Source organism: Sphingobacterium corticibacterium, from assembly GCF_004208525.1.
In the GTDB taxonomy this organism is placed as follows: Bacteria; Bacteroidota; Bacteroidia; order Sphingobacteriales; family Sphingobacteriaceae; genus Sphingobacterium; species Sphingobacterium corticibacterium.
Window position 1 is genome coordinate 533,177 of the sequence record NZ_SGIT01000001.1, and the last position, 22,350, is coordinate 555,526.

At 39.5% G+C, this 22,350-nt stretch carries 20 protein-coding genes; 19 read left to right on the top strand and 1 reads right to left on the bottom strand.

Annotated features, from left to right (window positions below):
• The first annotated feature begins 92 nt into the window (after positions 1-92).
• Positions 93-284 carry a hypothetical protein gene (locus EWE74_RS02125; RefSeq protein WP_130139890.1) on the top strand — a complete coding sequence of 64 codons (192 nt, stop codon included), beginning with the start codon at positions 93-95 and terminating at the stop codon, positions 282-284.
• A gap of 202 nt (positions 285-486) precedes the next feature.
• A complete protein-coding gene (locus EWE74_RS02130) occupies positions 487-1,431 on the top strand; it encodes a helix-turn-helix transcriptional regulator (RefSeq protein ID WP_130139891.1) in 945 nt (314 codons plus the stop codon).
• 3 nt (positions 1,432-1,434) lie between these two features.
• Here EWE74_RS02130 and EWE74_RS02135 read toward each other — a convergent pair whose 3' ends face one another.
• Complete coding sequence (locus EWE74_RS02135; RefSeq protein ID WP_130139892.1) at positions 1,435-3,024, bottom strand: helix-turn-helix domain-containing protein; 1,590 nt, start codon at positions 3,022-3,024, stop codon at positions 1,435-1,437.
• Positions 3,025-3,475: 451 nt separating this feature from the next.
• On the opposite strand from EWE74_RS02135, the gene EWE74_RS02140 reads away from it, so the two are divergent.
• From EWE74_RS02140 to EWE74_RS02220, 17 genes are all read left to right on the top strand, one after another.
• The gene (locus EWE74_RS02140; protein ID WP_130139893.1) at positions 3,476-3,697 is read left to right on the top strand and encodes a hypothetical protein; all 222 of its coding nucleotides are present in this window, start codon (positions 3,476-3,478) and stop codon (positions 3,695-3,697) included.
• An 18-nt stretch (positions 3,698-3,715) separates the two neighbouring features.
• Positions 3,716-5,515: a hypothetical protein gene (locus EWE74_RS02145; RefSeq protein ID WP_130139894.1), complete on the top strand. Its 1,800-nt coding sequence runs from the start codon at positions 3,716-3,718 to the stop codon at positions 5,513-5,515.
• A 55-nt stretch (positions 5,516-5,570) separates the two neighbouring features.
• Complete coding sequence (locus EWE74_RS02150) at positions 5,571-6,818, top strand: OmpA family protein (RefSeq protein ID WP_130139895.1); 1,248 nt, start codon at positions 5,571-5,573, stop codon at positions 6,816-6,818.
• A 96-nt stretch (positions 6,819-6,914) separates the two neighbouring features.
• Positions 6,915-8,141 (top strand): MraY family glycosyltransferase, encoded by a 1,227-nt coding sequence (locus EWE74_RS02155; RefSeq protein WP_130139896.1) that lies wholly within the window; start codon positions 6,915-6,917, stop codon positions 8,139-8,141.
• A gap of 7 nt (positions 8,142-8,148) precedes the next feature.
• Positions 8,149-9,105, top strand: a complete 957-nt coding sequence (locus tag EWE74_RS02160; RefSeq protein ID WP_130139897.1) for an NAD-dependent epimerase/dehydratase family protein — start codon at positions 8,149-8,151, stop codon at positions 9,103-9,105.
• Positions 9,106-9,128: 23 nt separating this feature from the next.
• On the top strand, positions 9,129-10,961 hold the full coding sequence (locus EWE74_RS02165) for an acyltransferase family protein (protein WP_130139898.1): 1,833 nt from the start codon (positions 9,129-9,131) through the stop codon (positions 10,959-10,961).
• 33 nt (positions 10,962-10,994) lie between these two features.
• Positions 10,995-11,699 (top strand): acylneuraminate cytidylyltransferase family protein, encoded by a 705-nt coding sequence (locus EWE74_RS02170; protein WP_130139899.1) that lies wholly within the window; start codon positions 10,995-10,997, stop codon positions 11,697-11,699.
• A gap of 74 nt (positions 11,700-11,773) precedes the next feature.
• Complete coding sequence (locus EWE74_RS02175) at positions 11,774-12,379, top strand: inositol monophosphatase family protein (RefSeq protein ID WP_239018525.1); 606 nt, start codon at positions 11,774-11,776, stop codon at positions 12,377-12,379.
• Positions 12,324-13,892, top strand: coding sequence for an N-acetylneuraminate synthase family protein (locus EWE74_RS02180; protein WP_130139900.1), 1,569 nt, complete (start codon positions 12,324-12,326; stop codon positions 13,890-13,892). Before EWE74_RS02175 ends, EWE74_RS02180 begins: the two co-directional genes overlap by 56 nt.
• Positions 13,892-14,650 carry a glycosyltransferase family 29 protein gene (locus EWE74_RS02185; protein WP_130139901.1) on the top strand — a complete coding sequence of 253 codons (759 nt, stop codon included), beginning with the start codon at positions 13,892-13,894 and terminating at the stop codon, positions 14,648-14,650. Before EWE74_RS02180 ends, EWE74_RS02185 begins: the two co-directional genes overlap by 1 nt.
• 16 nt (positions 14,651-14,666) lie before the next feature.
• A complete protein-coding gene (locus EWE74_RS02190; protein ID WP_130139902.1) occupies positions 14,667-15,569 on the top strand; it encodes a polysaccharide pyruvyl transferase family protein in 903 nt (300 codons plus the stop codon).
• A gap of 27 nt (positions 15,570-15,596) precedes the next feature.
• Positions 15,597-17,384, top strand: a complete 1,788-nt coding sequence (locus EWE74_RS02195) for an ABC transporter ATP-binding protein (RefSeq protein WP_130139903.1) — start codon at positions 15,597-15,599, stop codon at positions 17,382-17,384.
• Between the two features lie 105 nt (positions 17,385-17,489).
• Complete coding sequence (locus EWE74_RS02200) at positions 17,490-18,410, top strand: exostosin family protein (protein ID WP_165384628.1); 921 nt, start codon at positions 17,490-17,492, stop codon at positions 18,408-18,410.
• 14 nt (positions 18,411-18,424) lie between these two features.
• Positions 18,425-19,378: a glycosyltransferase family 2 protein gene (locus tag EWE74_RS02205; protein WP_130139905.1), complete on the top strand. Its 954-nt coding sequence runs from the start codon at positions 18,425-18,427 to the stop codon at positions 19,376-19,378.
• A 4-nt stretch (positions 19,379-19,382) separates the two neighbouring features.
• Positions 19,383-20,300 carry a glycosyltransferase family 2 protein gene (locus tag EWE74_RS02210; protein WP_130139906.1) on the top strand — a complete coding sequence of 306 codons (918 nt, stop codon included), beginning with the start codon at positions 19,383-19,385 and terminating at the stop codon, positions 20,298-20,300.
• A 24-nt stretch (positions 20,301-20,324) separates the two neighbouring features.
• Complete coding sequence (locus EWE74_RS02215; RefSeq protein WP_130139907.1) at positions 20,325-21,251, top strand: glycosyltransferase family 2 protein; 927 nt, start codon at positions 20,325-20,327, stop codon at positions 21,249-21,251.
• A gap of 21 nt (positions 21,252-21,272) precedes the next feature.
• Positions 21,273-22,283: a glycosyltransferase family 47 protein gene (locus tag EWE74_RS02220; protein ID WP_130139908.1), complete on the top strand. Its 1,011-nt coding sequence runs from the start codon at positions 21,273-21,275 to the stop codon at positions 22,281-22,283.
• Positions 22,284-22,350: the final 67 nt, after the last annotated feature.

Below are 22,350 nucleotides of genomic sequence, written 5' to 3' on the forward strand. Positions count from 1 at the left end.
CGTGGTATAATTTTCATAGGTAGATTGTATCCGGCATTGCCTCCCCGGTAATGCCGGATCTTTTTATACAAAAATACTGTTCAACTATAAACATGCGCACTAAAACTAATAAGACGAAAGGCCTACAAATTCGATATTCTCTAGCAATACAAGAAAGTGTTGTAAACGCTATCCTGTCCGGTGAATTGCTGTTGGAAGAAGCGATGGCAAATTACGGCATTATGTCTAAAACTACTATTGTACGTTGGTTAAAGAAAAATCGGGGTATAGAACGCGGGATCTAGTTTATCAGACAAGTTTCTTGTCTCTTCTTTATGGAGGGATATAGCAAAAAAACATGTAGCTCTAAGGCTACATGTTTTTTTTGCTTGATAGAATATCTGTAAATATATGTTGATATTCTCTAAATTCGCTCCATCTACCATTTCAAACAGTTGTTTGTGTGGAATAACAATAAAAACTAATTTTTTGAGGTACCTTATGAATATGAGTCTATTTAAACCTTTTTGGCATGTCATTTCTAATAGGCATATTGAGAAAGATATGGATAAATTGCTGATCGTTAAGATACAGTTGATGAACCAGTATGCGTTTTTGATAGCCTTGATTTTTATCCTCGATGCTATTAGAAACCTATCAGTCGGAAAGCCGGTTAATTTTATTGTTTTGGCTAGTTTAGGTAGTCTATTATTTACGTTATCTTGGTATACGAAAATATATTTTAATGCCAAAATTGCTATCTTGACTTTGATGGGCGTAACCTGTGCGGTGTTTTATTCTTGTTCTATAGCCGGTTTTCATAATGGAATAGCACCTTATTATTTCACCGTTCTTTTTGCTACATTATTTATTTTTAACGAGCATAATAAACTCTATAATTTGTTTGTTTTTCTGTGGGTTTTTGTCCTGTTCTATGTAGTTCAGCTGTTTGATTTAACGTGGTTTAGTGAGCTTTATTCGCAGATATATTTTCATGAAAATCCGCAAGCTACCTTGGTCCAGGCGGTGTTTTTGCTAGTCATTAATGGTTATTTTATTATGTTGAAAAATAATGAAATGCAGAAGCTGTATCACCAAGCTAAGTATAACTCCATACGACCATCTAATCCAAGTGTCAAGCTGTCTTCTAATATAGCGTTACCGTCAGTAGAGGACGTCGTAAAATTAGCGCAGGAAGGCGACCCCGCATTCATTGCAACGTTTCAGCAAGTGTTTCCTAGCTTTTATGCGAACTTATTTCAGCAAAATCCAGATATGACACAAGAGGAATTTAAATTCTGTGCACTTTTAAAGCTAGGATTTACGACTAAAGATATCGCAAATTATAACCATCTGGCAATCCGCACGGTACAGACAAGAAAAAGCCGGCTCCGTAAATCGTTTCGTGTTCCTCCTCAAGAAGACCTCTATATTTGGATAGCCCAGTTTTGATATTTATACCTCCGAACCCTCCGCCAACGATTTGATAAATTCGGAGGGCGATACATCTGTCACCTTTTTAAAGTTCAGCGCAAATTTACTTTGTGACGAAAAACCTGCTTCGCGTGCGAGAACTGCTATTTTTAATCTCCGGTAATAGGGATCATTTCTCAGTTTCTCAATAATGTAGTTAATCCGAAGCTCATTGATATAATTGAAGAAATCTTTTTTCTTATGCGAATTAATGACAACGGATAAGTATTTCGCATTCGTATCACAGTAGGTTGCTAGATAAGATAGTGATAAATCTCTTCTCACATAAAGCTGTTTGCTTTCAAATTCTTCTAATTCGGCCAAAATTTTATCTACGGTTTGTTCTGATATCACAGGTTGCGAGGAGGGTTCACTGTCAGGATCCGTATGTATATCCGATGGCGTAAGAGGACCGTTGGTGGACAGCGGAGGGGAAGGTGTGTCTTCTTTGTTAGTTGATTCGTTTCTTTTCTCTGCCGGTAAGTGTATTGCTCTATGCTTTTGCTTGGGTTGAGGCAGAAAAAAATAGAGTGTAAAGGGTAGAACAATTAAAATACCTGTGATGAAAAAAAGCAGTTTACTGTTTAATTCCCGGCGTATGCCTTCCCTTTCACGACCCAATATGGTATAGGAGCTGTTCAGAAAATCAGCGGATTGCCTATAAATTCTTGTTACAATAGAGTCCTGAATTCTCTTAATGGTCCGTATCTGGTTGATATCGTTTGTGCTGCTGTAATAGCGGTATGCAGTTTCGTTTACTTCCTTTTTTAATTGGAGGTAGTGTGATTGGCCTGCTATGCGCTGGGCAGTGTCCAGATGCAGTTTTGCTTTTGGGAGTTCGTTCTGGCTGATATATATATTGGCTAGGCCGTTATGAATTAACGCGGTGACATGGTTGTCTGGTAGGTTAGTACTCAAATGCAACGCCGTTTTGAAATGCACCAATGCTTTTTCGTCGTTCCCCAAAAGATAATTATTGAGTCCCAGTAGTTGCTCATTTCCCATGACAGCAAAAGATTGGTCTTGTCCTGCGTTTTCTAAATATTGAGCGGATTGCCGTATATAGGCTATTGCCTGTTCATAGTGTTTATGTGCCATTTCATAATAAGCCATTTCCTGCATAACCAGTCCTTTTGTCGCATTCGCTATTTGCAGGTCTTTGACCTTTTCAACGACTGTCAAGGCCTTTTCTGCGTATTCTTTGGCAGGCGTAAATAGACCTGCAATCCTATACTGTGTAGCTAAAAAACCATAAATACGCGTTTTCCAATTTACCTCTTTGGTGTCACCTATGATTTTCTCTGCCTTGATAGCATATTCGATTGCCTTTATAGGTTCGCCAACTTGTTGGTACAAAGAAGCCGTTAGCATTAGGCTGCGGGCTTGTAACAATGGTGTTTTAGAAATAGTATATAAGGAATCTGCAATATGTAAAGCTCTGGAGAAATCCTTTTGAGAAGTTTCCAGATATGTTTTTACATATAGTGTATTATAAGCATCTAGGTCTTGGGCGCATGTAATAGTTGTAAATGTAAGTGCGTAAAAAAATAACAAGCGAGCTTTCTTAATCATGATGGTTTTATTCCGTACCTGCTGCTAAAGCTAAAGGTTAAAATTATGATTTAAAGATGTGTTAGTAAATAGTGTTATTTCTACAAAAATGCAAGCATTCCTTTTGAATGACGAAAAATTAGATACGTCACAGGTACTTCAAGGCATACTACATAGGTATTATATATGGTGATTAAAGTGTGGTGTGGATTCACGGTAGCTTGCATTTCTCTATTGCTGTTTTAAGATGTATTTTTTTGATTTATAGTTGTTTGTATGTTTTTTTATTTAGTCGTTTTAAGTAAAGTGTACAAAGTAGGCGTTTTTTACTTTCTCTATTGTGGTTATACTATCTCTTTTTTCTGGATATCCCTCGCGTTAACTTTGTGGCAACAAATCAAAGGTAAATGCCCAGATATTAATCGTAAAGAATTGAATTTTTTTGAAAAAAATAAAAACCAATAACACAAAAATGGAAGAGCAAAAAAGTCCGCTCATACCCGAGAGGGAAATTTTTAGAGCAGAGAAAAACGAGAAACGTCGTTACCTCGCACCTACGATGGGGGCGATTCTCGTGGAATTGGAAAGTCATATTGCAGCGGGTTCAATCACCGTAACACAGGAGAATCAAGAAGTGCAAGAAGGGTGGATGGAAGACGATATTGTAAGAGATATCGAAATTGATCTTTATTAAGCTAAGAAAATGAAAATAATGAAAGTGAATTTTACGAGATTACATACTTTATTTTGTGTGTTTTTTGCGTTACTCGTGACCATGTCCTGTACGAAAGATGGGGATACCGGCGCATTTGACGGTGACGGTATTCGGGTACGTGTCAATTTACGCGAAGGCGTTATGAATGACCCCAACCTACTCAAACAGCGTGCGTCTTCCGCAAACACCAAAGCATCAACTTCGGATGGTATACAGCGTCGGATAGTCGACTTGGGTAATGACATTACGCTGGTTGCGGAGTTAGTACCGGAGCAAGCATCTGCGGCATTACAGACAAAGCAATCTGCGAGCAATGGATTAAGAGCTGCGGCGACGCCCGTGAGAACGGACTTACCCGTTGGAACAAATTACAGATTGTTGGTCTATAATACGGCCACCGGGGCTGAAATACATCGTCAAGATGTAACGGTAACACCAACCTCTTCCACCTATACGGACATTGTGCTGGATGCGCTGGAAGATGGCAACAATACGTCCACTTTTACATTCGTTGTGTATTCCTTTGGCCAGGCAGCCCTCCCGAGTTTGCCGGCAAACTCAATATTGAATAATGTCGAGTTGACTGTTGCAGGGGCGCATAACAAGCTGATGTACGATCTACAGACGGTCACACTGTCTGATTCTCCGCATGAAGGGCCGCATCCGCTGGATCTGGTTTTGTGGAATCAGCTAAACGAGATTACAACCTATATCGATCTAACGAGTTTTGGTACACCAGCATTAAAAGAAATTTCAAACCCTCGTTTTGTATCGGCTTCCCATGAGAGTGGTAATCGTGCTAGGTTAAAGCTCTCTGATGGAAATATAACCTATTTGGGTTCTGCTGAAGATATGACCATTCCGTTTGATCCTATCGGTTCTGCGGGTACGACTCTTGCCATTAGTACGAGTCCCACCGTGCTTGTCCATGATGCAAGAACAGATGGCCATCTGATCATTGACTATCTTGCGATCGAGGCCGAATCGCCGGGTGACAATTATGACCCTGATAACCCTAATGCGACTCCGCCACGGCTCATCACTGTTCATCCCCGGATTGAATTTAACGATTTAGCGATTACACCGGGTGTGAAGTACGATTTACGCTTGAGGTTAAGTAAAGGGAATTGTATTGTACGCGTGGATTTGAGAGAGGATGCCTATTCTTACGCTATCAATACCACGCCACCTAATGAACCCGCGAACAGGAGAACTATAACCGGTAATGGCAGCACCCCAAGCAACAACAAGGGCACCGTTACGACGGAATATACTGTTTATGGTGCTAACGATCCAAATTTCGGACTGGTATTGGACATCCTGCAACTGGACAACTCGTTCAACATGACGATTAACGGCCAAACATTGGCCATTCCTGTACCTCCAAGCACAGGGAACGCCGGTGGAACAGCGGGAGAGATCAATTTTGAGAACGTTACTAATGGTATACAACGTACGGTGAAATTTATGGATAATTATGCAGAGAGCGATTGGGATAACATATGGGAGGTTCATGGGAATGACTATGGCTATGGACATATCCCGGTTGTTCGAGTCGCCATTGACCATAACGGAGATATTAAGATGTGGGGAAGAAGAAATGACAGTGATCCGGTACTATACGAAATGGAGCTGATCAATGGTATACAGTGGAATCCGAATATTATATGGCATGCGGGAGCTGATAATGCTGTGGAGATCAAACAGTATAGACAAGGGCTGACGGAATTAGATTTCGTAGTTTACGGAAGACGCCTGGTGGATTGTACTACTGGTGAGATTATCTCCCCGCAATAACTCCGTATAACTTAGTATTAACTAACAAAAAGTAATAAATAAGAATCAACTATAGATGAAGAAATTTATTGTCCTATCTCTTTTCGCGTTAGGTGGTGCAAGTGCCATAAACGCACAATCACTACCCGTACAGCATGATACAACCGTGACGGTATCAACCGATCGTTATAAAGTCGTTACCAACCGTTTTTTTAACAACTGGTTTTTGGGTGTCGGTGGGGGAGCTAATATTTACTTTGGTGACCACGACAGACAAATGAAGTTTGCAGATCGTATTGCGGCACCGGTACTTTCCGTCCAGCTGGGTAAATGGTTTACACCGGGTATCGGTGTGCGAGCCAATTTTACGCATGGACGGGTTAAAGGCGTCACGCAGGAGCTGGGCAAGTTTAGTACCGGGGAAAAATATAACGACACGGACTATCGCCCATTAGTAAAGGAGAAATTCAATTATCGCCATTACCATGCAGATGCGTTGTTTAATTTATCTAACCTATTTGGTGGTTATAAAGAAGATCGTTTCTACACATTGAACTTCTATGGAGGTCTTGGCTGGATGGTCAATGCCAGCGAGGCCACGAACGGAGCGCCTTTGACCCAGAAATTGCGTGATGTGAGTGCCAACGTAGGTATTGAAAATGTATTCCGGTTAAACAGATCATTGGATTTAGCCTTGGATATCCGTGGCGCCATGGTTGACGATCGTCTTGATGGCGAGGACGGAACTAACAAAGTTAAAAACGAACGGCAGGAAGGGCCCTTGTCGGCGATACTTGCCTTGAAATATAACTTCAATAAACGTAACTGGGATAAACCAACGACAACGGTTATAGAAAGTAGTTATGATGAGTCCTTGTTAAACGAGCTGCGGGATCGTGTAGCGAAGTTGGCAGCAGACAACGATGCGTTGAAACGTCAATTGGCGGATGCCAAAGGAGAAGTTATTACAGAAGTGAAGTTCCAAGACAGAATTTTGGCTGCCCCGATTCTCGTGACATTTAAGATAGATACTTGGGAAGTGCGTAATGAAGCACGCGTAAACCTCGGATTCTTTGCGGAGATGATCAAAAGAGGTAGTCCGGATGTCGTGTATACCATTACCGGTTACGCGGATAAGGGAACAGGTTCTGTCGCCCGTAACGAGCTGTTGAGCCGTAACCGTGCAGCTGCGATTAAGAAGGTCTTGGTAGAAGAATTTGGTGTCGATCCGGCGAGATTACGTACAGAGCATAAAGGTGGTGTCGCGAATATGTATTACGACGACCCTAGGGTGAGCCGTGCCGTTATTGTCATTGGGGAATAAACGCGTATCCCTGCCCACGGTGGTCACTTCCTGTGTTCTTCATCGAACACGGGAAGTTGCGCATAATAGCGTCAAAACCTTCTAAGGAATTTACAGATGTATATTGTACTCGTTTCTTGTTGTTTTGTAATTGCCGTCTTGCTAAGCAGGGGGATGCTTCCTGTTATCATGTTAGTAACATACAAAAAACGTCTTTTTGACCCCATCAACGCCCGCAAAATACATCAGCACATTATTCCCCGCCTGGGTGGCGTTGCTTTTGCTCCCATTCAATGCTTTTTGGTCGTCGTGTCCCTGGCTTTTGTCATCAAGGTCGCGAACTTCGATATGCAGGTCGAGTCTTGGGCAATCCTTCCCAGTTTCATGATGCTGCTATGTGGTTTAGGCATGCTCTTTATGGTCGGCATTGTTGACGATCTTGTAGGGGTAAGCTATAAATGGAAATTCGTTATACAGATTCTTGTCGCGAGTTTTTTTCCTTTTTCCGGGTTGTGGATCAACGACCTGTATGGGGTTGGATTGATCGTTTCCCTTCCAGCCTGGATCGGTATGCCGTTGACCGTGTTTGTGGTTGTTTTGATTATCAATGCTATTAATCTGATTGATGGGCTGGATGGGCTTTGTTCCGGTGTGGTCACCACGGGATGCTTGATACTAGGCGTTTTGTTTGTGTACTACCATGCTTGGTGGCATGCCTTATTTGCGTTTATAACGGTAGGTATGTTGATTCCGTTTTTCTATTTCAATGTATTTGGGGCTACCAGTCGGCGGCGGCGGATTTTCATGGGAGATACAGGGAGCATGACTTTAGGATATTCGATGGCATTTCTAGCGATTAGTTTTACGATGAACAATGCTCATATCAAACCCTTTTCCGAAGGAGCGATTGTGGTAGCGTTTTCTTCCCTCATTATTCCTGTTATGGATGTGGCGCGTGTGATGTTTGTCCGCTGGCGAATAGGTAAACCTGTTTTCAAACCGGATCGTAATCACTTGCATCATAAATTCTTGCGAATGGGCATGTCACACCGAACTGCTATGTTGGCTTTATTAGGTTTGGTATTGTTTTTTTCGCTGTTTAATATCGTTATGGTGGGGCTGATTAGCAATAACATTGTCATCCTTTGCGATGCAGGTCTATGGTTGGGGATTCATTATCTGTTCGATAAAATAGAGCAACGCTATGTCCAGCCGTTGACGCTCCCGACGGGAGAACATCTTAACACGGACAGTATAATGCACGTCGAAGAGGAAGAACGGAATGAGGAGAAGAAAAAGAGCGATTTAAAGACTAAACATCATCCCGGTTTATGGGGAATATAATATATAGATGAAGATTATACTCATTGGTGGGTCTGGGTTTGTCGGCACCCAGTTAATAGATCGATTGCTAGAAACTTCTGGAGTAGAAGTATTAAATATTGATAAAAACAACAGTTCGAAATATCCGGAGTTGACTCGTATCGGGAATGTGATGGATTGGCAAACGCTGGCACATCACGCCAAAGGCGGTGACGTGGTAGTACTACTCGCGGCAGAACACCGTGATGATGTAAGTCCGATTTCGTTGTATTATGATATTAATGTAGAGGGGATGCGGAATACCTTAAGGGCGATGGAAGAAAATGGTATTAAGCGGCTGATTTTTACGAGTTCTGTAGCGGTGTATGGATTGGATAAGGATAGTCCTAATGAAGATACTGCTATCGACCCATTTAATGATTACGGCAAAAGCAAGTGGCAGGCGGAGCAGGTTTTGCACGTTTGGCATCGAAATCATCCCGACTGGAATATCAATATCATACGCCCGACGGTAATTTTTGGTGAAGGCAATCGGGGCAATGTCTATAATTTATTGAAACAGATCGCCAGTGGCCGATTTATGATGATTGGCAAGGGAAATAATAAGAAGTCGATGTCGTATATCGGTAATATCGTGGCGTTTATCTGTTTTTTGATTGCAGAGAAAAAGCAGGAGGGGTATGAAGTATATAATTATGTGGATAAGCCTGATTTCACAACCAATGATTTGGTGCATCATACCGGACATATTTTAGGGAAGAAAATCCCGACTATTCGGATTCCGTATGGGTTGGGTATGTTGGGTGGTTATGGGTTTGATTTTTTGGCGTTTATTACACGTAAAAAGCTGAATATATCGTCGGTGCGGGTGAAGAAATTTTGTGCGACGACGCAGTTTTCTTCTAGTAAGGCGATGTCATCGGGCTTTGTTCCGCCGTATACGATGGAGGAAGGTTTGCGGCGGATGTTGGAGGAGGAGTTTTAGGAGAGCTGGATTATTAATTAAGCATGGAGTTCAGAAAAGATATTCAGGGGCTAAGGGCTATAGCGGTACTTTTTGTATTCGTATTTCACTTATCACATTCATTCCTGCCGGGAGGCTTCATAGGTGTGGATATATTTTTTGTGATCTCAGGTTACTTGATATCGAAAATTATCATTTCAAAAGTAGCCACACAGGATTTTAACCTGTTGGATTTCTACATTGGACGGATTAAGCGAATTGTTCCAGCCTATTTCTTTTTACTGATTGTGGTGTGGATAGCTTATTTCTTTATCTATCTAAATGCGGATACGGGAAGATTTAAATTATCCCATTTTTGGGCAATGCTTTTTAACTCCAATTATTATTTTGCCGGCGCTGACAATTATTTTGGGGCATCAAGTAATGAAAATCCGCTATTGCATACCTGGACGTTAGGCATCGAGATGCAATTTTATCTATTCTTGCCGTTAATTCTTTTTATTCGTCATAAAAAGGTTTTAGCGGTTTTATTAATTGCTTTTATTGTTGCTCTTTTTTCGTATAGTTCATATCAAATATTCTTCGAGGGGAATAAATCAACGATGTACTTTTCGTTGTTAGCACGGACACCTGAATTTCTGATAGGTGTCCTTATATCCGTATTAAATATCGAGAAGAAGAGTTTTTTTGTTAATAATTCTTTTGTTTTGAGTGTGCTGGGGTGTGTTGGCTTATTGATTTCGGTGATGTTTTATCAGGATATTTCTCCTTTCCCAGGAGTACTGGCCATTCTCCCTTGCATTTCTACCGCTATTTTGTTAGCCGTGCCTTCCAGTAGGGTTAATAGGATATTGTCACACAAAGCATTAACATACATAGGTGAAATATCCTACTCAGTTTATTTATGGCACTGGCCGATCATAGCGTTTTTCAGATACTATCATAATCGGTACGATTTAACTTTTGTAGAACTATTTGTAATCGTCATACTCACTATTATTACATCAATAGGTTCCTATTATTTGATAGAGAGGCCGCTTCGATCTTCAGGGAAACTTAAATTTTATCTTCCTCTTACTTTAATGGCAGGAATCAACGTTTTAATGATATACTTTATTACGCCGTTGAAGTTTTCGTATTCCCGAATTCCTTTAGAATATATTTTCCCAACCTTCGGGAAAGACTCTCACAGCAATACATTTAAGAGCGTTGGTTTGTACGGGGACACGGCTTATGCAGAGAAGAGAATTTTGCTTATAGGGGACAGTCACGCGCTGACTTTTGTACCGTATTTGGACACGTTAGGGAAAAAAGAATCTCTTTTATTCAGAGCAATAACAAACGATAAATATCCAGCACTTCCGGGACTCTCTAAGAAAGAAATTTCAGAAGGTGATAGATTCGCTATATACAAACAGCTGGAACTATATATTGATAATGAAGTCGATTCGGCAGATGTCATCATTGTATGTTTTGCTGGCAAAGGAACGAATCTATATCCAACCATAGAAGGACTTTTGACTAGGTTAAAAAAGAATCAGAAAATTTTATTTATCTCAGATTATCCCACTCTGAATATAAATCCGGTAAGAATAAATCGAAGCCACGTCAAAGACAAGACAAAAAATTTTGATTATATCAAAACATATACTGCTTTAGATAAGAGGATTCATAAGCTGATTCAGGATAACAAGAATGCCAATATGATAGATTTTTCCGCCTACCAGTCTTTTTTTGACGATGCACCGTTCTATAACGATACACTTATTTACTATGACGGAGGACACTTGAACTATTGGGGTTCGGTAAAATATGAGGAGGCTACCGGAAAGGAATTTATGAAATCTTTGAACTGGGCATTGGAAGACAAAGATTAATAAAATGAGTGTCAAATTTTGGAAATAATCTGAATGAAAGTATATGCGATAATACCGGCACGGTCCGGCTCAAAAGGATTTAAAGACAAGAATATTCAATTAATAGGTGGCAAACCTTTAATAGCCTATTCTATAGCCTTTGCAAAACAATTGGGCTGCGACAGAGTGATTTGTTCTACGGATAGTGTGGAATACAAACAAATTGCGGAAAAATATGGCGCGGAAGTTCCATTTTTAAGGAGTGCATTTGCTGCAACAGATACCGCGATGGAACAGGATATTCTGTTAGACCTGTATCATAAGTTTGAAAAATATGATATTGAACAACCGGATATTATTGTTTGGCTAAGACCCACTTTTGTTTTCAGAGACTTAGCATTGATTAAAAAAGGCATCAACTATTTGATGGAACACCCTGAAATCACTGCCGTTCGAACTGTCTGTGATACGGAAGCCCGGCTTTATGATATAAAAGAAGGAAATCTGGTGCCTTGTTTTGATGATCATGGAAAATCCATGATTAGGCGTCAGGATATTGGAAAGCGTTTTAAAGTATTCAGTACGGATATTTTCAGATTTGGTAAGGATAAACTGCACGAGGATTTTATTGGCAGAAATGTACATGGTCTGGAAACAAACAAGATCTGTGGGTTAGATATTGATGATGAGATTGATTTTGAGATTGTAAAATATCTGGTTGAGTCTGAAATGGATGAGGTCCAACAATTTTTATGCTGATGACCGTTTGTGAAAAGATAAAGCATTTAATTCAAGCGAACCTATTAGACATTTTATCGCTTAGAGTTACCAAGATGCTGAAGGAGGATAATAGTTATGTTTCTAAAGGCGACTTGTTGTGTGAGTCCTTGATAAAAGACTGTATCCGTACGGAATTTCCGGGGTACGCATTGATTTCCGAGGAATCTCCCGAAGATAATATGAAAGCCTTTGAAGCAGATAAGATTATCATCTTGGATCCGATAGACGGAACAGAAAATTTTGTTTCGGGCTTGAAAGAATGGGGAGTGGCTGTATGTGTGTATGAACATGGGAAGCATGTGGAGTCGATGTTGGCACTACCGGAACTTGATCTCTATATGAAGACTGGAGATCAAGTTCCGCGATTTGAGTCGCGTATAGCGGGCATATCATCGAGCTTAACAAAAGAAGACATACTTAAACTGGAGGACGGTTTTGAGTACCGTATCATTGGTTGTTGTGTGTATAATATGTACAACGTGGTATCGGGGGCATTCTATTCATTCGAAAACCCTAAAGGTGCTAAAGTATGGGATATCATTCCGGGGTTAAATTTAGCCTTGGAGCATCATTTGAAAGTAACCGTAAATAATAAATCGTATCATGGAGAATTGCTTAGACCAGATCAAAAATATATTTTCCGAGTCGAACAAAACTAAAGTTGCAATAGTTGGAAAAGGCTCTTCTTTGAGCCAAATCCAATTGGAGCGATTAAAGGAAGACTACTATATCATTGCATTAAATGATACGGAGGTTTTTTTGAAACCTGATATGACGGTGTTTTATAGAACTGATCTCTTGTCTTCTCTTGCTGCTCAGGGTTTCCGGTCGGATTGGTATCTTGCTCCGCGGGAATTGAATGTGCCGCAGAAAAAACATTTGGCGGTTTCCTACTTTCCAATGGATCAAGAAGGGTTGGAGCGTATATATGCCTATTTTTATGCGGAAGACTTCTTTATTTTAGACTTTACCCTATTGTCAGCAATTAAGTTGGCCATGATATTTCAGCAGGTAAAGAAGGTTGCTTTGGATATTGTCTTTTTAGGTTTTGATTTTTACATCGCCTCTGTTCGTGCGGATGATATGCAAGGATTGGAATACCGTAATGCACATTTAAGGACGCAAGAATCTATATATATTACCTTAATTAGAGAACTGCAAAGCAAAAATGCCTTGCTCAATTTCCAACATATCGGTGCTAAAAAATACAGTACTAAGACGGTAGAAGATTTTAACAAAGAGCTTGACAAGTATATTTTCAATGGTAGCTTGCCAAGTAATTCACAGCTTTATCAGAATTTGCTAAAATCGCTGGACGAGACAAATAAAGTAATCGTGGTCGCGGAATTTACCAACAACCATGTTGGAGACCGCAATCGGCTGTTGAAGATGATCGAGCTAGCTGCGGAGAGCGGGGCGGATATGATTAAGGTGCAGAAACGTGATGTCGGAACATTTTATACCGAGCAGGAGCTTGATTCGCCTTATAGCTCGCCATTCGGAACGACATTGCGGGAATATAGATCTGCAGTCGAATTGGATGACGAACTATTTACATTATTGGATGCAGAGTGCCGTAAGCGAAATATCCCCTGGTTTGCTTCGGCCTTGGATTGGAACTCCTACCTGTATTTGCAAAAGTTTGATTGTCCAATGATAAAATTACCTTCTACCATTTCTGAACATAAAAATTATCTGCGAAAAGTAGCCGACAATTTCAAAGGAGAACTTGTCATATCCACAGGCTTTACGGATCAGTCTTATGAAAACTTTGTGTTACAGCATCTAATACGTGACAAAAAACTCTTTTTGTTACAATGTACCTCATCCTATCCGACACCGCCTGAAGGGTGCCAAATAGCAGTAGTGCGGCATTACGAACAGCTAAGGGAGCGGTATCCGAATATTGTTCCGGGCTACTCCTCACACGATTTGGGCAGTTTGGGATGTATGATGGCGATTGCAGCAGGAGCGAGAATGGTGGAAAAACATGTGAAATTGGGTGATTTAGAATGGGTACATTTTGACTCTGTAGCCATTGATCTATACAACAATCAATTTAAAAACTTTGTAAACGACATCCGTAAAGCCGAAGTTATGTGCGGAACGCGAAATAAAAAAGTGTATACGTTCGAGCATCATAAATACCAGGTAAACGATAACGTAAACTAATGGATCTATTGAAACGCATTCTTAACAGGTTGAAGTACGATATCCAGCGATTTTGGCATCGAAGGGATTACGAATGTCGTATTCTTATTCCTTTTGACGAAAATTGGTTTAAGGGTAAAAGAGTGGCTTTGGTTGGAGGTGCCGATTCGGTCTTGAAAGAAAAATTGGGAGCATACATCGATGGATTTGATGTCGTGGTACGCATTAATAGAGGAGTCGAAGTCTTGGATAAACAAAAGGATTATGTCGGCAGTAGAACAGATTTTTTGTTTCATCTTTTTCAGGAAGGGGATCTACCGGGAGATAGCCCCGTAACACCGAAATTATGGGAGGAAAAGAACGTTGGGGTAGTTGTGTTTTCCCTAAATGTATTTCGTTCATCTTACGGTTTTTTTACGGTCAAAAAAGTAGTCGAAAGGACGAAAAAGAAATTTAGGTTTGCGCAGGTGGTTCCTGAGCATTACAAGGCTAATGCAGAAGTCTTACATCCTTTTCCACCGACCACGGGCTTTGTAGCTATTAATACTATTATGCAGTGTATGCCAGAAGAATTGTATTTGACAGGCATTACTTTCTTTAAAACGGCGCATAACGCGGCATATAGATCCGGTGATTTGACGTATTATCAGGATCTATTCCGTAATAATGGTATCCACAATCCGGAATTGGAGTACCGGCATGTTAAGAATCTGTATTTAAGTTATCCGGATGTTCTTGTGCCGGATAATACATTACGGGAAATTTTTGAGACAAATTAAAAGCTTCTGAAAGAAAATGGGAAGGATAAATTTAATTTACTGGGATAAAAATAACTTTGGAGACGCTTTAAATCCGCTCCTGATAGAAGAGTTTTCCGTAGTTGGAGCAGTGCAACATAAAGATATTGAGTTGTCTTTAAAAAAACGTCTTTCGATTTTTGCGAAAAGTATATTGCTATTCAGATATAAGGATTTGGGAAAGCTGATTTTCCCATGGCAACATACGCTTGTGGCTATTGGTTCAACTATTCACTGGGGCAATAAACGATCCAGTATATGGGGAGCAGGTTATATGAACCATTTTAATCGATTTAAAGGCGGACGTGTATATGCTGTACGAGGGAAACTCACAGATCGTAAGCTTCAAGAAGAGGGTTTTAGACCCTGTGGTGTATATGGTGATCCTGCACTATTGTTGCCTTTATGGATTGCTCCTCAGAGCACAGCCAAGAAATACAGGTTGGGCATAGTTCCTCACTGGACGGAGGTAGATGAATTCAAGTCACTGTATGGACACTGTTGTAAAATTATAGACAGCCGAACAAAAGATATTTACAAGATTGTGCATGCGATTTGTGAGTGCGATTATATATTATCTACCTCCTTGCATGGTCTGATAGTAGCGCATGCGTATAAAGTGCCTGCTCTATGGATAAAAAAGGGGGATATTGAAACAGACGGCTTTAAATTTTGGGATTATTTTTCATCGGTTGATATTCCACGTTACGACGGGTTTACGAATATCCAAGAATTATTGGATAATGAACGAAATTGGTTAGCACTATTTGAACGGCATACTGATAAAGCTTTTATACAAAATAACCTGGCTAAAATACAGGCTGATTTGCTCCGCGCCGCTCCTTTTCCCATTAAAGAAAAGTATCTGAAAAAAGAAGAGAAAATGGGGCAAGTGCTATAAGAATCGGGATACTTTAAATTTAATTACGTGAAAGCATTTTTTAAAGAAAATTTCAAAACGCTGTATTTCTTTTACCAATACTTGGGATATAGGATGTTTTTACTCCTTTTCTTCAGTTTTCTGATGGTGTTGATGGATAGTGTCGGGCTGGCTATGTTTTTACCTTTGTTGCAGGTGGCAGATGAAGGAGCAGCAATTGGAAAAGAAAATGATAAGGTTGGATATTATATCAGCCAGTTGTTTGATATGTTACATCTTGACCTCAATGTTTATACTATGTTGGTACTAATTGTCATCTTGTTTTCTGCGAAAGCACTTTTCGCGTACTACGCATCGAAGTATTCAGTCATCAATCAGCAGTTATTTGCTAAAGGACTTCGGCTTAGACTGGCCGATGGCCTTAGAGATATGGCATATAAAGATTTTGTTACTGCAGATATAGGAAGAACGCAAAACTCACTGATAGGTGAAGCTTGGCAGGTGGTAAATGCCTGTAGTCTATATCTTTCCGCTATCAAAAACGGTATGTTTATTTTGGTGTATCTTGGTTTTGCCTTTTTCTTTGATTGGAAGTTTTCCATACTGGTGGCATTGGGAGGAGGGCTGTCAAATTTGTTTTACAAGAGATATTATACAAAGACTGAGAAGCTATCCCGTAATATTACGCAAAATAACCATAGATATAGTGGTATAGTGGTTGAAGTAGTTAACCATTATAAATACCTTAAGGCAACTGGTCGTAATTATCTTTTTTTCAACCGTCTGAAAGATGAATTGGATCGGCTGATAAAAAACAACATTGATGTAGGAATCTTAGGTGCTCGATTAAGTGCCGTACGAGAACCTATGACGATACTGGTAATATGCGTGGTGATTATGGTGCATACAGCTATATTTCAATCGCCCTTATCTGCAATCATGATTATCTTACTGTTATTTTATCGGATCATGCAAAAGGTGATGGATATCCAGACATGTTGGAATAGCTATTTGTCAGGCGTGGGTACTATTGAGAATATGCAAGATTTTCAGTCTTATCTGGATCAACATCGGGAGGTGTACAGCGGAATTCAGCCCCTTCAGCGTATCGATTCCATCGAGTTGAAAAATATCCAATTGTTTTACCAGAATTATAAGGCACTAAACAATATTAGTTTGCACATTGAGAAAAATCAATCGATAGCTTTTGTCGGAGAATCAGGGTCTGGTAAGACCAGTTTGATCAACCTGATCAGTACCTTAATTCCCTTTGACGAAGGTGCGTTTTTAGTCAATGGAAAGGGTATAGAGCTATTTTCCAATGTAGAATACAAAAGTAAAATAGGCTATATCGCACAAGAACCGACTATATTCAATGCCGATATTTTTGACAATGTTACTTTTTGGGCGGAAAGAACGGATGAAAATTTGCAAAAGTTCGAAGAAGTTATCGAGATGAGCAGTATGAAAAATTTTCTCGAATCTTTAGCGGAAAAAGAAAAGACATTATTAGGGAATAATGGTATAAATATTTCAGGCGGTCAAAAACAACGTATTTCTATTGCTAGGGAACTGTATAGAGATGTGGAAGTACTTATTATGGATGAAGCTACATCAGCATTAGATTCTGCTACGGAGCATTTGGTCAAGGAGAGCATTGAATCCCTCAAAGGAAAAGTTACCATTATTTCTATCGCCCATCGCTTATCTACGATTCAGCATGCAGATAGAATCTATCTGATGGAACAGGGGGGGATCGTAGCAGAAGGAGATTTTGAGGAATTAAAGCAAAAATCAACTTACTTTAGAAATCTCACAGTGTTGCAAGGAATGTAAGATATAAAAAAGGGAAATATAGGTTTCATGATTAAAACATATTTAAGACATATAAAAAGAACAATCACATCTTATTTTAAGTATTTGGATACTAACAAACAATTTGTGAAGCAGCCGTGCCGCTGCTACAATTATTTTCCAATTGATGCTACAAAGGTACAGGATACTTGGCTTATGGATTTTGTAAGGCATTATCATGTTGTTCCGGACGGAAGCAAGTTGAACTTTATTTCTGTATTTGGCAATAAGGAGATTATTCATTTTGTCAAACGACCGCGGGTTTTTTATACCGGAGAGAATATTCATACAGATATTGTCAGCAAAGCCCGTTTCCAATATTCGCATGATTATATGGCTAAATGTGACTTATCGATAGGTTTTGATTACCAGGTCAGCTTTACGAATACTTCTTATATACGGTTACCGATCTGGGTATTCTATATTATCCCTTTTGATGCAGATTATGCAGGGATCAAAGCAATTATCGATCGATTAAACGACCCGTCTACACGCAGGGGAAATCGGGATAAGTTTACTGCCCATATTGCACGGCATGATAACAATGGCATCCGGAGAAAGATAATCACGGCGCTACAGGATATTGATCATGTCGACTGTGCGGGGATGTTCATGAACAATACGAATGATTTGTTCGAGAAGTTTGGCGATGATAAGCTGATTTATCTAAGCACCTTTAAATTTAATATTTGTCCGGAGAACAGTGATACAACAGGTTATACAACGGAAAAGGTTTTTGAATCGATCCAGGCTGGCTGTATACCCGTGTATTGGGGCAGCGATAATAATCCTGAGCCGGATATTTTGAACCCAGAAGCTATTATCCTTTTTGATGAACGAAACCCCAAAAACACGCAGGCGAAGATTAAAGAGCTTTATGATAATCCCAAGGTCTATGAAGAGTTTATTCAAATTCCGCCATTCAAAGAAAATGCTGCGGAGGTGATCTGGACATGGATAGAGCAATTGAAAAGAGAAATGAAACAGTTATATAAAATAGGGGGTTAATCAGCGAAGCTAATATGATTGACAAAAGCAGGTTACCGTTAGTGAGTGTTATTGTTCCGATTTATAACGTGGAGCAGTATCTGGAAGTTTGTGTCGAGTCACTTCGCAGACAGACCTATGCTAATCTGGAGATTATTTTGGTAAACGATGGTTCTCCGGATGGATGTGGGGCGATGTGTGACAGGCATCAGCAATTAGATGATCGGATTGTAGTTGTGCATAAATCAAATGGGGGGCTGTCCGATGCCCGTAATGCGGGGTTGGACATCTGTACGGGTGAATTTATTGCTTTTGTGGATTCGGACGATGTGGTCCATTGCCGCTATGTAGAGTTATTGTTGAATCATATAAGCCAATCGGATATGGTGTATTGTGGTTATAGTAGTTTTGAGGATGATATTAATATTAATCCCTGTGCGGAAATTCCGACGGAAGAAGTGACTTATCATACCCAAGCGGATGCTTATGGGATATTGACTGATCCAGCAAATACTTTGCTGGTGGTTTCTTGGAACAAACTCTATAAGCGTTGTTTGTGGGATGGTTTGCGTTTTAAAAAAGGAGTGTTACACGAAGACGAATTTATTATCCATCATCTTGTCTGCAAAGTGCAGAAGATAACCTGGCTTGGTGTTCCATTGGTATATTACAGACAACGAGGAGAAAGCATTACGTCGGACAAGCGTAGTAAGAAATCGTTTACGGACAAACTGAATGCCTACTATGATCGGTATCTGTTTTTTATGGCAGAAGGCTTATTGATAGAGAAAAATATCCTGCTACAGCAGATTTACTATCGGTGTGCTATGAAAACCGTGGAGAGAGATAATGTTGTCTGGCGTAATTTGAACAGTTTTAAGCATATCATAGGTGTGGAGGACCTGTCATTTCGCCTGAGGCTGATCTTGTTGTTGAAAAAATATATGTACCCCTTATACACGGCAATGTACAGCTTAGGGAAAATATAATGTGATGGAACAACAAGCACCTTTGATATCGATCGTCATGCCCGCATATAACGCGGAGAGCACTATTGCAGTGAGCTTGGACAGTGTTTGTAGGCAAAGTTTTAGCAGATTTGAGATGGTAGTTGTTAACGATGGTTCCACAGATGACACGGTAGATATAATAACGGAATATGCCGGTCGGGATGAGCGAATTAACTTGGTTAGCATCGATAATCATGGAGTCAATTTCGCACGGCAACTAGGAGTGCAGCGCGCCACCGGAAGATATATTACATTTCTGGATGCGGATGATCAATTGCAGGAAGATACTCTGGAAATGTATCTGTATCATATAGAAGAACATGATGTATTGTTGGCGAATTGCTTTGATGACGGGGTTCTAGAGAAAGAAGAATACCTTTCCTTAATGATGGACGAACGATTGCCGAAAGAGCTTTGGGGAAAGATGTTTATAAAGGAGCTGCTGACGGATGATGTCATGACATTGCCACAGGATATTGGTATGGGAGAGGATTATATCTGGAATATTCGGGTTACGGGTCGGGTAAAGTCAGTGAAATTGATTAGAGATAATTATTACTGCTATGATGATCAGAATCCGCAATCGGCAATGCGTAGGTTTAAAAAAAGCATCGCATACGAAAAGCGTTTTTTAGATATTTTGTTCCAATCGCTTATCGAGATGGGGAAAACAGCGGAAGAAGCCCGAGACCTGTTGACTATACAGCGTTTCAATATGTTTGTGGGTTTGGTGAGAGCCAAAGGGATAAGTATAAACGATCCCTTTGTAAGGGAAGTGGCAAAACCGACAAAAGTGCTTCGCAGAAAACGGAATAGGGTATTATATGCGATTATGTGTGTGCAGAGTTTTCGTTTAAAAGTGTTTTTGGTACGGTTATATTTTGAAATAAAACCCCGGTAATTGGGTAGTTAATAAGTTTTGACGATGATTTACGTTTCTTTTGTTTTACCGGCCTACAAAGCGAAGTTTTTGAAACAAGCGATTGATAGTATTTTGCATCAACGCTATACCAACTTTGAGCTCATTATTGTCGATGATGCCTCTCCGGAAAACTTAAAGGAAATCGTCGATCGGTATACCGATGAAAGAATTTCTTATTACCGTAATGAGAAAAATCTGGGCGGGAGGAATTTAGTAGACCAATGGAATCATTGTATTCAGTATGCTAACGGAGAATATATTGTATTAGCTGCAGACGATGACCTGTATCATGAAGATTATCTTCAGCAATGTGTGGCTTTGGCACAGAAGTATCCCGATGTGGATTTGATAAGAGCGCGTGTGGCACAAATAGATGAAGAAAATCAATTGATCGGTATTGATGGCATTTTGCCGGAATTTACCAGCAAATATCAGTATCTGCATTATTGGTTTGCCGGTGTTGCCTTTACTTGTATCGGAAACTATATGTTTAAGGCCAAACCGTTGAAAGAAAGTCAATTTATTAACTTTCCAAGCGCTTTCTGTTCGGATGCTGCTACGGCTATTATGATGGCAGAACAGGGTGTAGCCAATACTGCTGAAATGCTGTTTAGCTTTAGAATATCTACTATTCATTTATCCAGCAGTAGGAAACACTTGAAAGAAAAACTGCATGCCAATACACAGTTTTATAAGTGGTTGTTTGCGTTACGATATGATAAGCCGAAAGATCCACTGGATTTGTATTGTTATCACAGGATTGCACACCATCATATCTACAACAAATGTGTATATGATTATTATAATCAGGTTATCAAGTTTTTGCCTGTGAGTAAGTTGGGATATATGAAATATTGTACTTTATTGTCTGCCAAGGACAAAAAAAAAATGGTACTTCGTTATTTTTTTGATAAAATATTTAAGCGTTAAATACAAATAAAATATTATAATATGGTTAATTACAATGTCGTTTTTGCAACTGAAGTAGGTTCAGAAACAGATTTTGAATACGAATATATCACAGAAGTTTTACTTAGAGACGTTAAAATAAATCAAATTCTAAGTAAGAATAATAGTGATCATGCAGTACAGAAAAACGATGCAATAATAATTTATTCTTGCAATAGGCGTAATTTATCCGATGATCAGCACCAGATTTTTAAGGTTTTTGACAAGCCAATATTGATGCATTTATCTAACGAAAATCAAAACCATAAAAGTCGATACTATAAGAAAGCAAAAGCAGTGTTACGTTCTGCAAGTTGGAACCCATATACGTTTTATCCGAAGGTTTATACTGTCCCAGTAGGTTTTCAGTCAGGTTATTTAAATAAAAGTCCAGATAGCCTTAGTTTCATAGATAGAAAGTATATCTGGTGTTTTGCGGGAGCTATGAAGTTTGATAGGCATGAAATGCTAAAATCATTCTCTGATATTACCCCTCATTGGACGTTTCAGTCGAAGGGTTGGCAAGGAAGTACATACAAGACAACTTCAGAACTAATAGAAGTTTATAAGTCATCTGTTTTTGCACCATCACCGTTCGGAAATATAAATTTCGAGTGTTTTAGAACAATGGAAGCTTTGGAATGGGGTTGTATCCCTGTTACGGTGAAATTTTTAGGAGAAGACTGCCATAAATATATATTTGGAGCCCACCCCTTTATTGTAGCAGATAATTGGGATGCAGCAGCGGAAGTTGTAAGGAGTTATTTATTGAACCCTGATGCACTTTACAAAAAACAAAAAGAAGTATTTGAGTGGTATCAAAAATTTAAAGATAGTTTAGCACGAGATGTAAATAAAATTGTTCAGGAAGAATTTGAAGGGCTTGAAGGAACGCAATTTGATTATCAGAAAAGATTGAAGTACAACTATAAATTAAAATGGAAATTTACAAAGCACTTTATGCTAAAATGGTATTTTCAGATTTTTTTTGACAAGATCAAAATGATCAAGTAAAACTATTTTGATAAAATATATGTGTCCATGGTAACCAAACGCCTGAAATTAATACAAAAATATGTCC

Excerpts from the sequence above, each read along its gene's own strand:
- EWE74_RS02140 (WP_130139893.1), top strand. The coding sequence starts at position 3,476 with ATGGAAGAGCAAAAAAGTCCGCTCATACCCGAGAGGGAAATTTTTAGA.
- EWE74_RS02130 (WP_130139891.1), top strand. The coding sequence starts at position 487 with ATGAGTCTATTTAAACCTTTTTGGCATGTCATTTCTAATAGGCATATT.
- EWE74_RS02175 (WP_239018525.1), top strand. The coding sequence starts at position 11,774 with ATGCTGAAGGAGGATAATAGTTATGTTTCTAAAGGCGACTTGTTGTGT.
- EWE74_RS02170 (WP_130139899.1), top strand. The coding sequence starts at position 10,995 with ATGAAAGTATATGCGATAATACCGGCACGGTCCGGCTCAAAAGGATTT.
- EWE74_RS02190 (WP_130139902.1), top strand. The coding sequence starts at position 14,667 with ATGGGAAGGATAAATTTAATTTACTGGGATAAAAATAACTTTGGAGAC.
- EWE74_RS02125 (WP_130139890.1), top strand. The coding sequence starts at position 93 with ATGCGCACTAAAACTAATAAGACGAAAGGCCTACAAATTCGATATTCT.
- EWE74_RS02135 (WP_130139892.1), bottom strand. The coding sequence starts at position 3,024 with ATGATTAAGAAAGCTCGCTTGTTATTTTTTTACGCACTTACATTTACA.
- EWE74_RS02185 (WP_130139901.1), top strand. The coding sequence starts at position 13,892 with ATGGATCTATTGAAACGCATTCTTAACAGGTTGAAGTACGATATCCAG.
- EWE74_RS02155 (WP_130139896.1), top strand. The coding sequence starts at position 6,915 with ATGTATATTGTACTCGTTTCTTGTTGTTTTGTAATTGCCGTCTTGCTA.
- EWE74_RS02150 (WP_130139895.1), top strand. The coding sequence starts at position 5,571 with ATGAAGAAATTTATTGTCCTATCTCTTTTCGCGTTAGGTGGTGCAAGT.
- EWE74_RS02215 (WP_130139907.1), top strand. The coding sequence starts at position 20,325 with ATGATTTACGTTTCTTTTGTTTTACCGGCCTACAAAGCGAAGTTTTTG.
- EWE74_RS02145 (WP_130139894.1), top strand. The coding sequence starts at position 3,716 with ATGAAAGTGAATTTTACGAGATTACATACTTTATTTTGTGTGTTTTTT.
- EWE74_RS02180 (WP_130139900.1), top strand. The coding sequence starts at position 12,324 with ATGGAGAATTGCTTAGACCAGATCAAAAATATATTTTCCGAGTCGAAC.
- EWE74_RS02205 (WP_130139905.1), top strand. The coding sequence starts at position 18,425 with ATGATTGACAAAAGCAGGTTACCGTTAGTGAGTGTTATTGTTCCGATT.
- EWE74_RS02165 (WP_130139898.1), top strand. The coding sequence starts at position 9,129 with ATGGAGTTCAGAAAAGATATTCAGGGGCTAAGGGCTATAGCGGTACTT.
- EWE74_RS02210 (WP_130139906.1), top strand. The coding sequence starts at position 19,383 with ATGGAACAACAAGCACCTTTGATATCGATCGTCATGCCCGCATATAAC.
- EWE74_RS02160 (WP_130139897.1), top strand. The coding sequence starts at position 8,149 with ATGAAGATTATACTCATTGGTGGGTCTGGGTTTGTCGGCACCCAGTTA.
- EWE74_RS02220 (WP_130139908.1), top strand. The coding sequence starts at position 21,273 with ATGGTTAATTACAATGTCGTTTTTGCAACTGAAGTAGGTTCAGAAACA.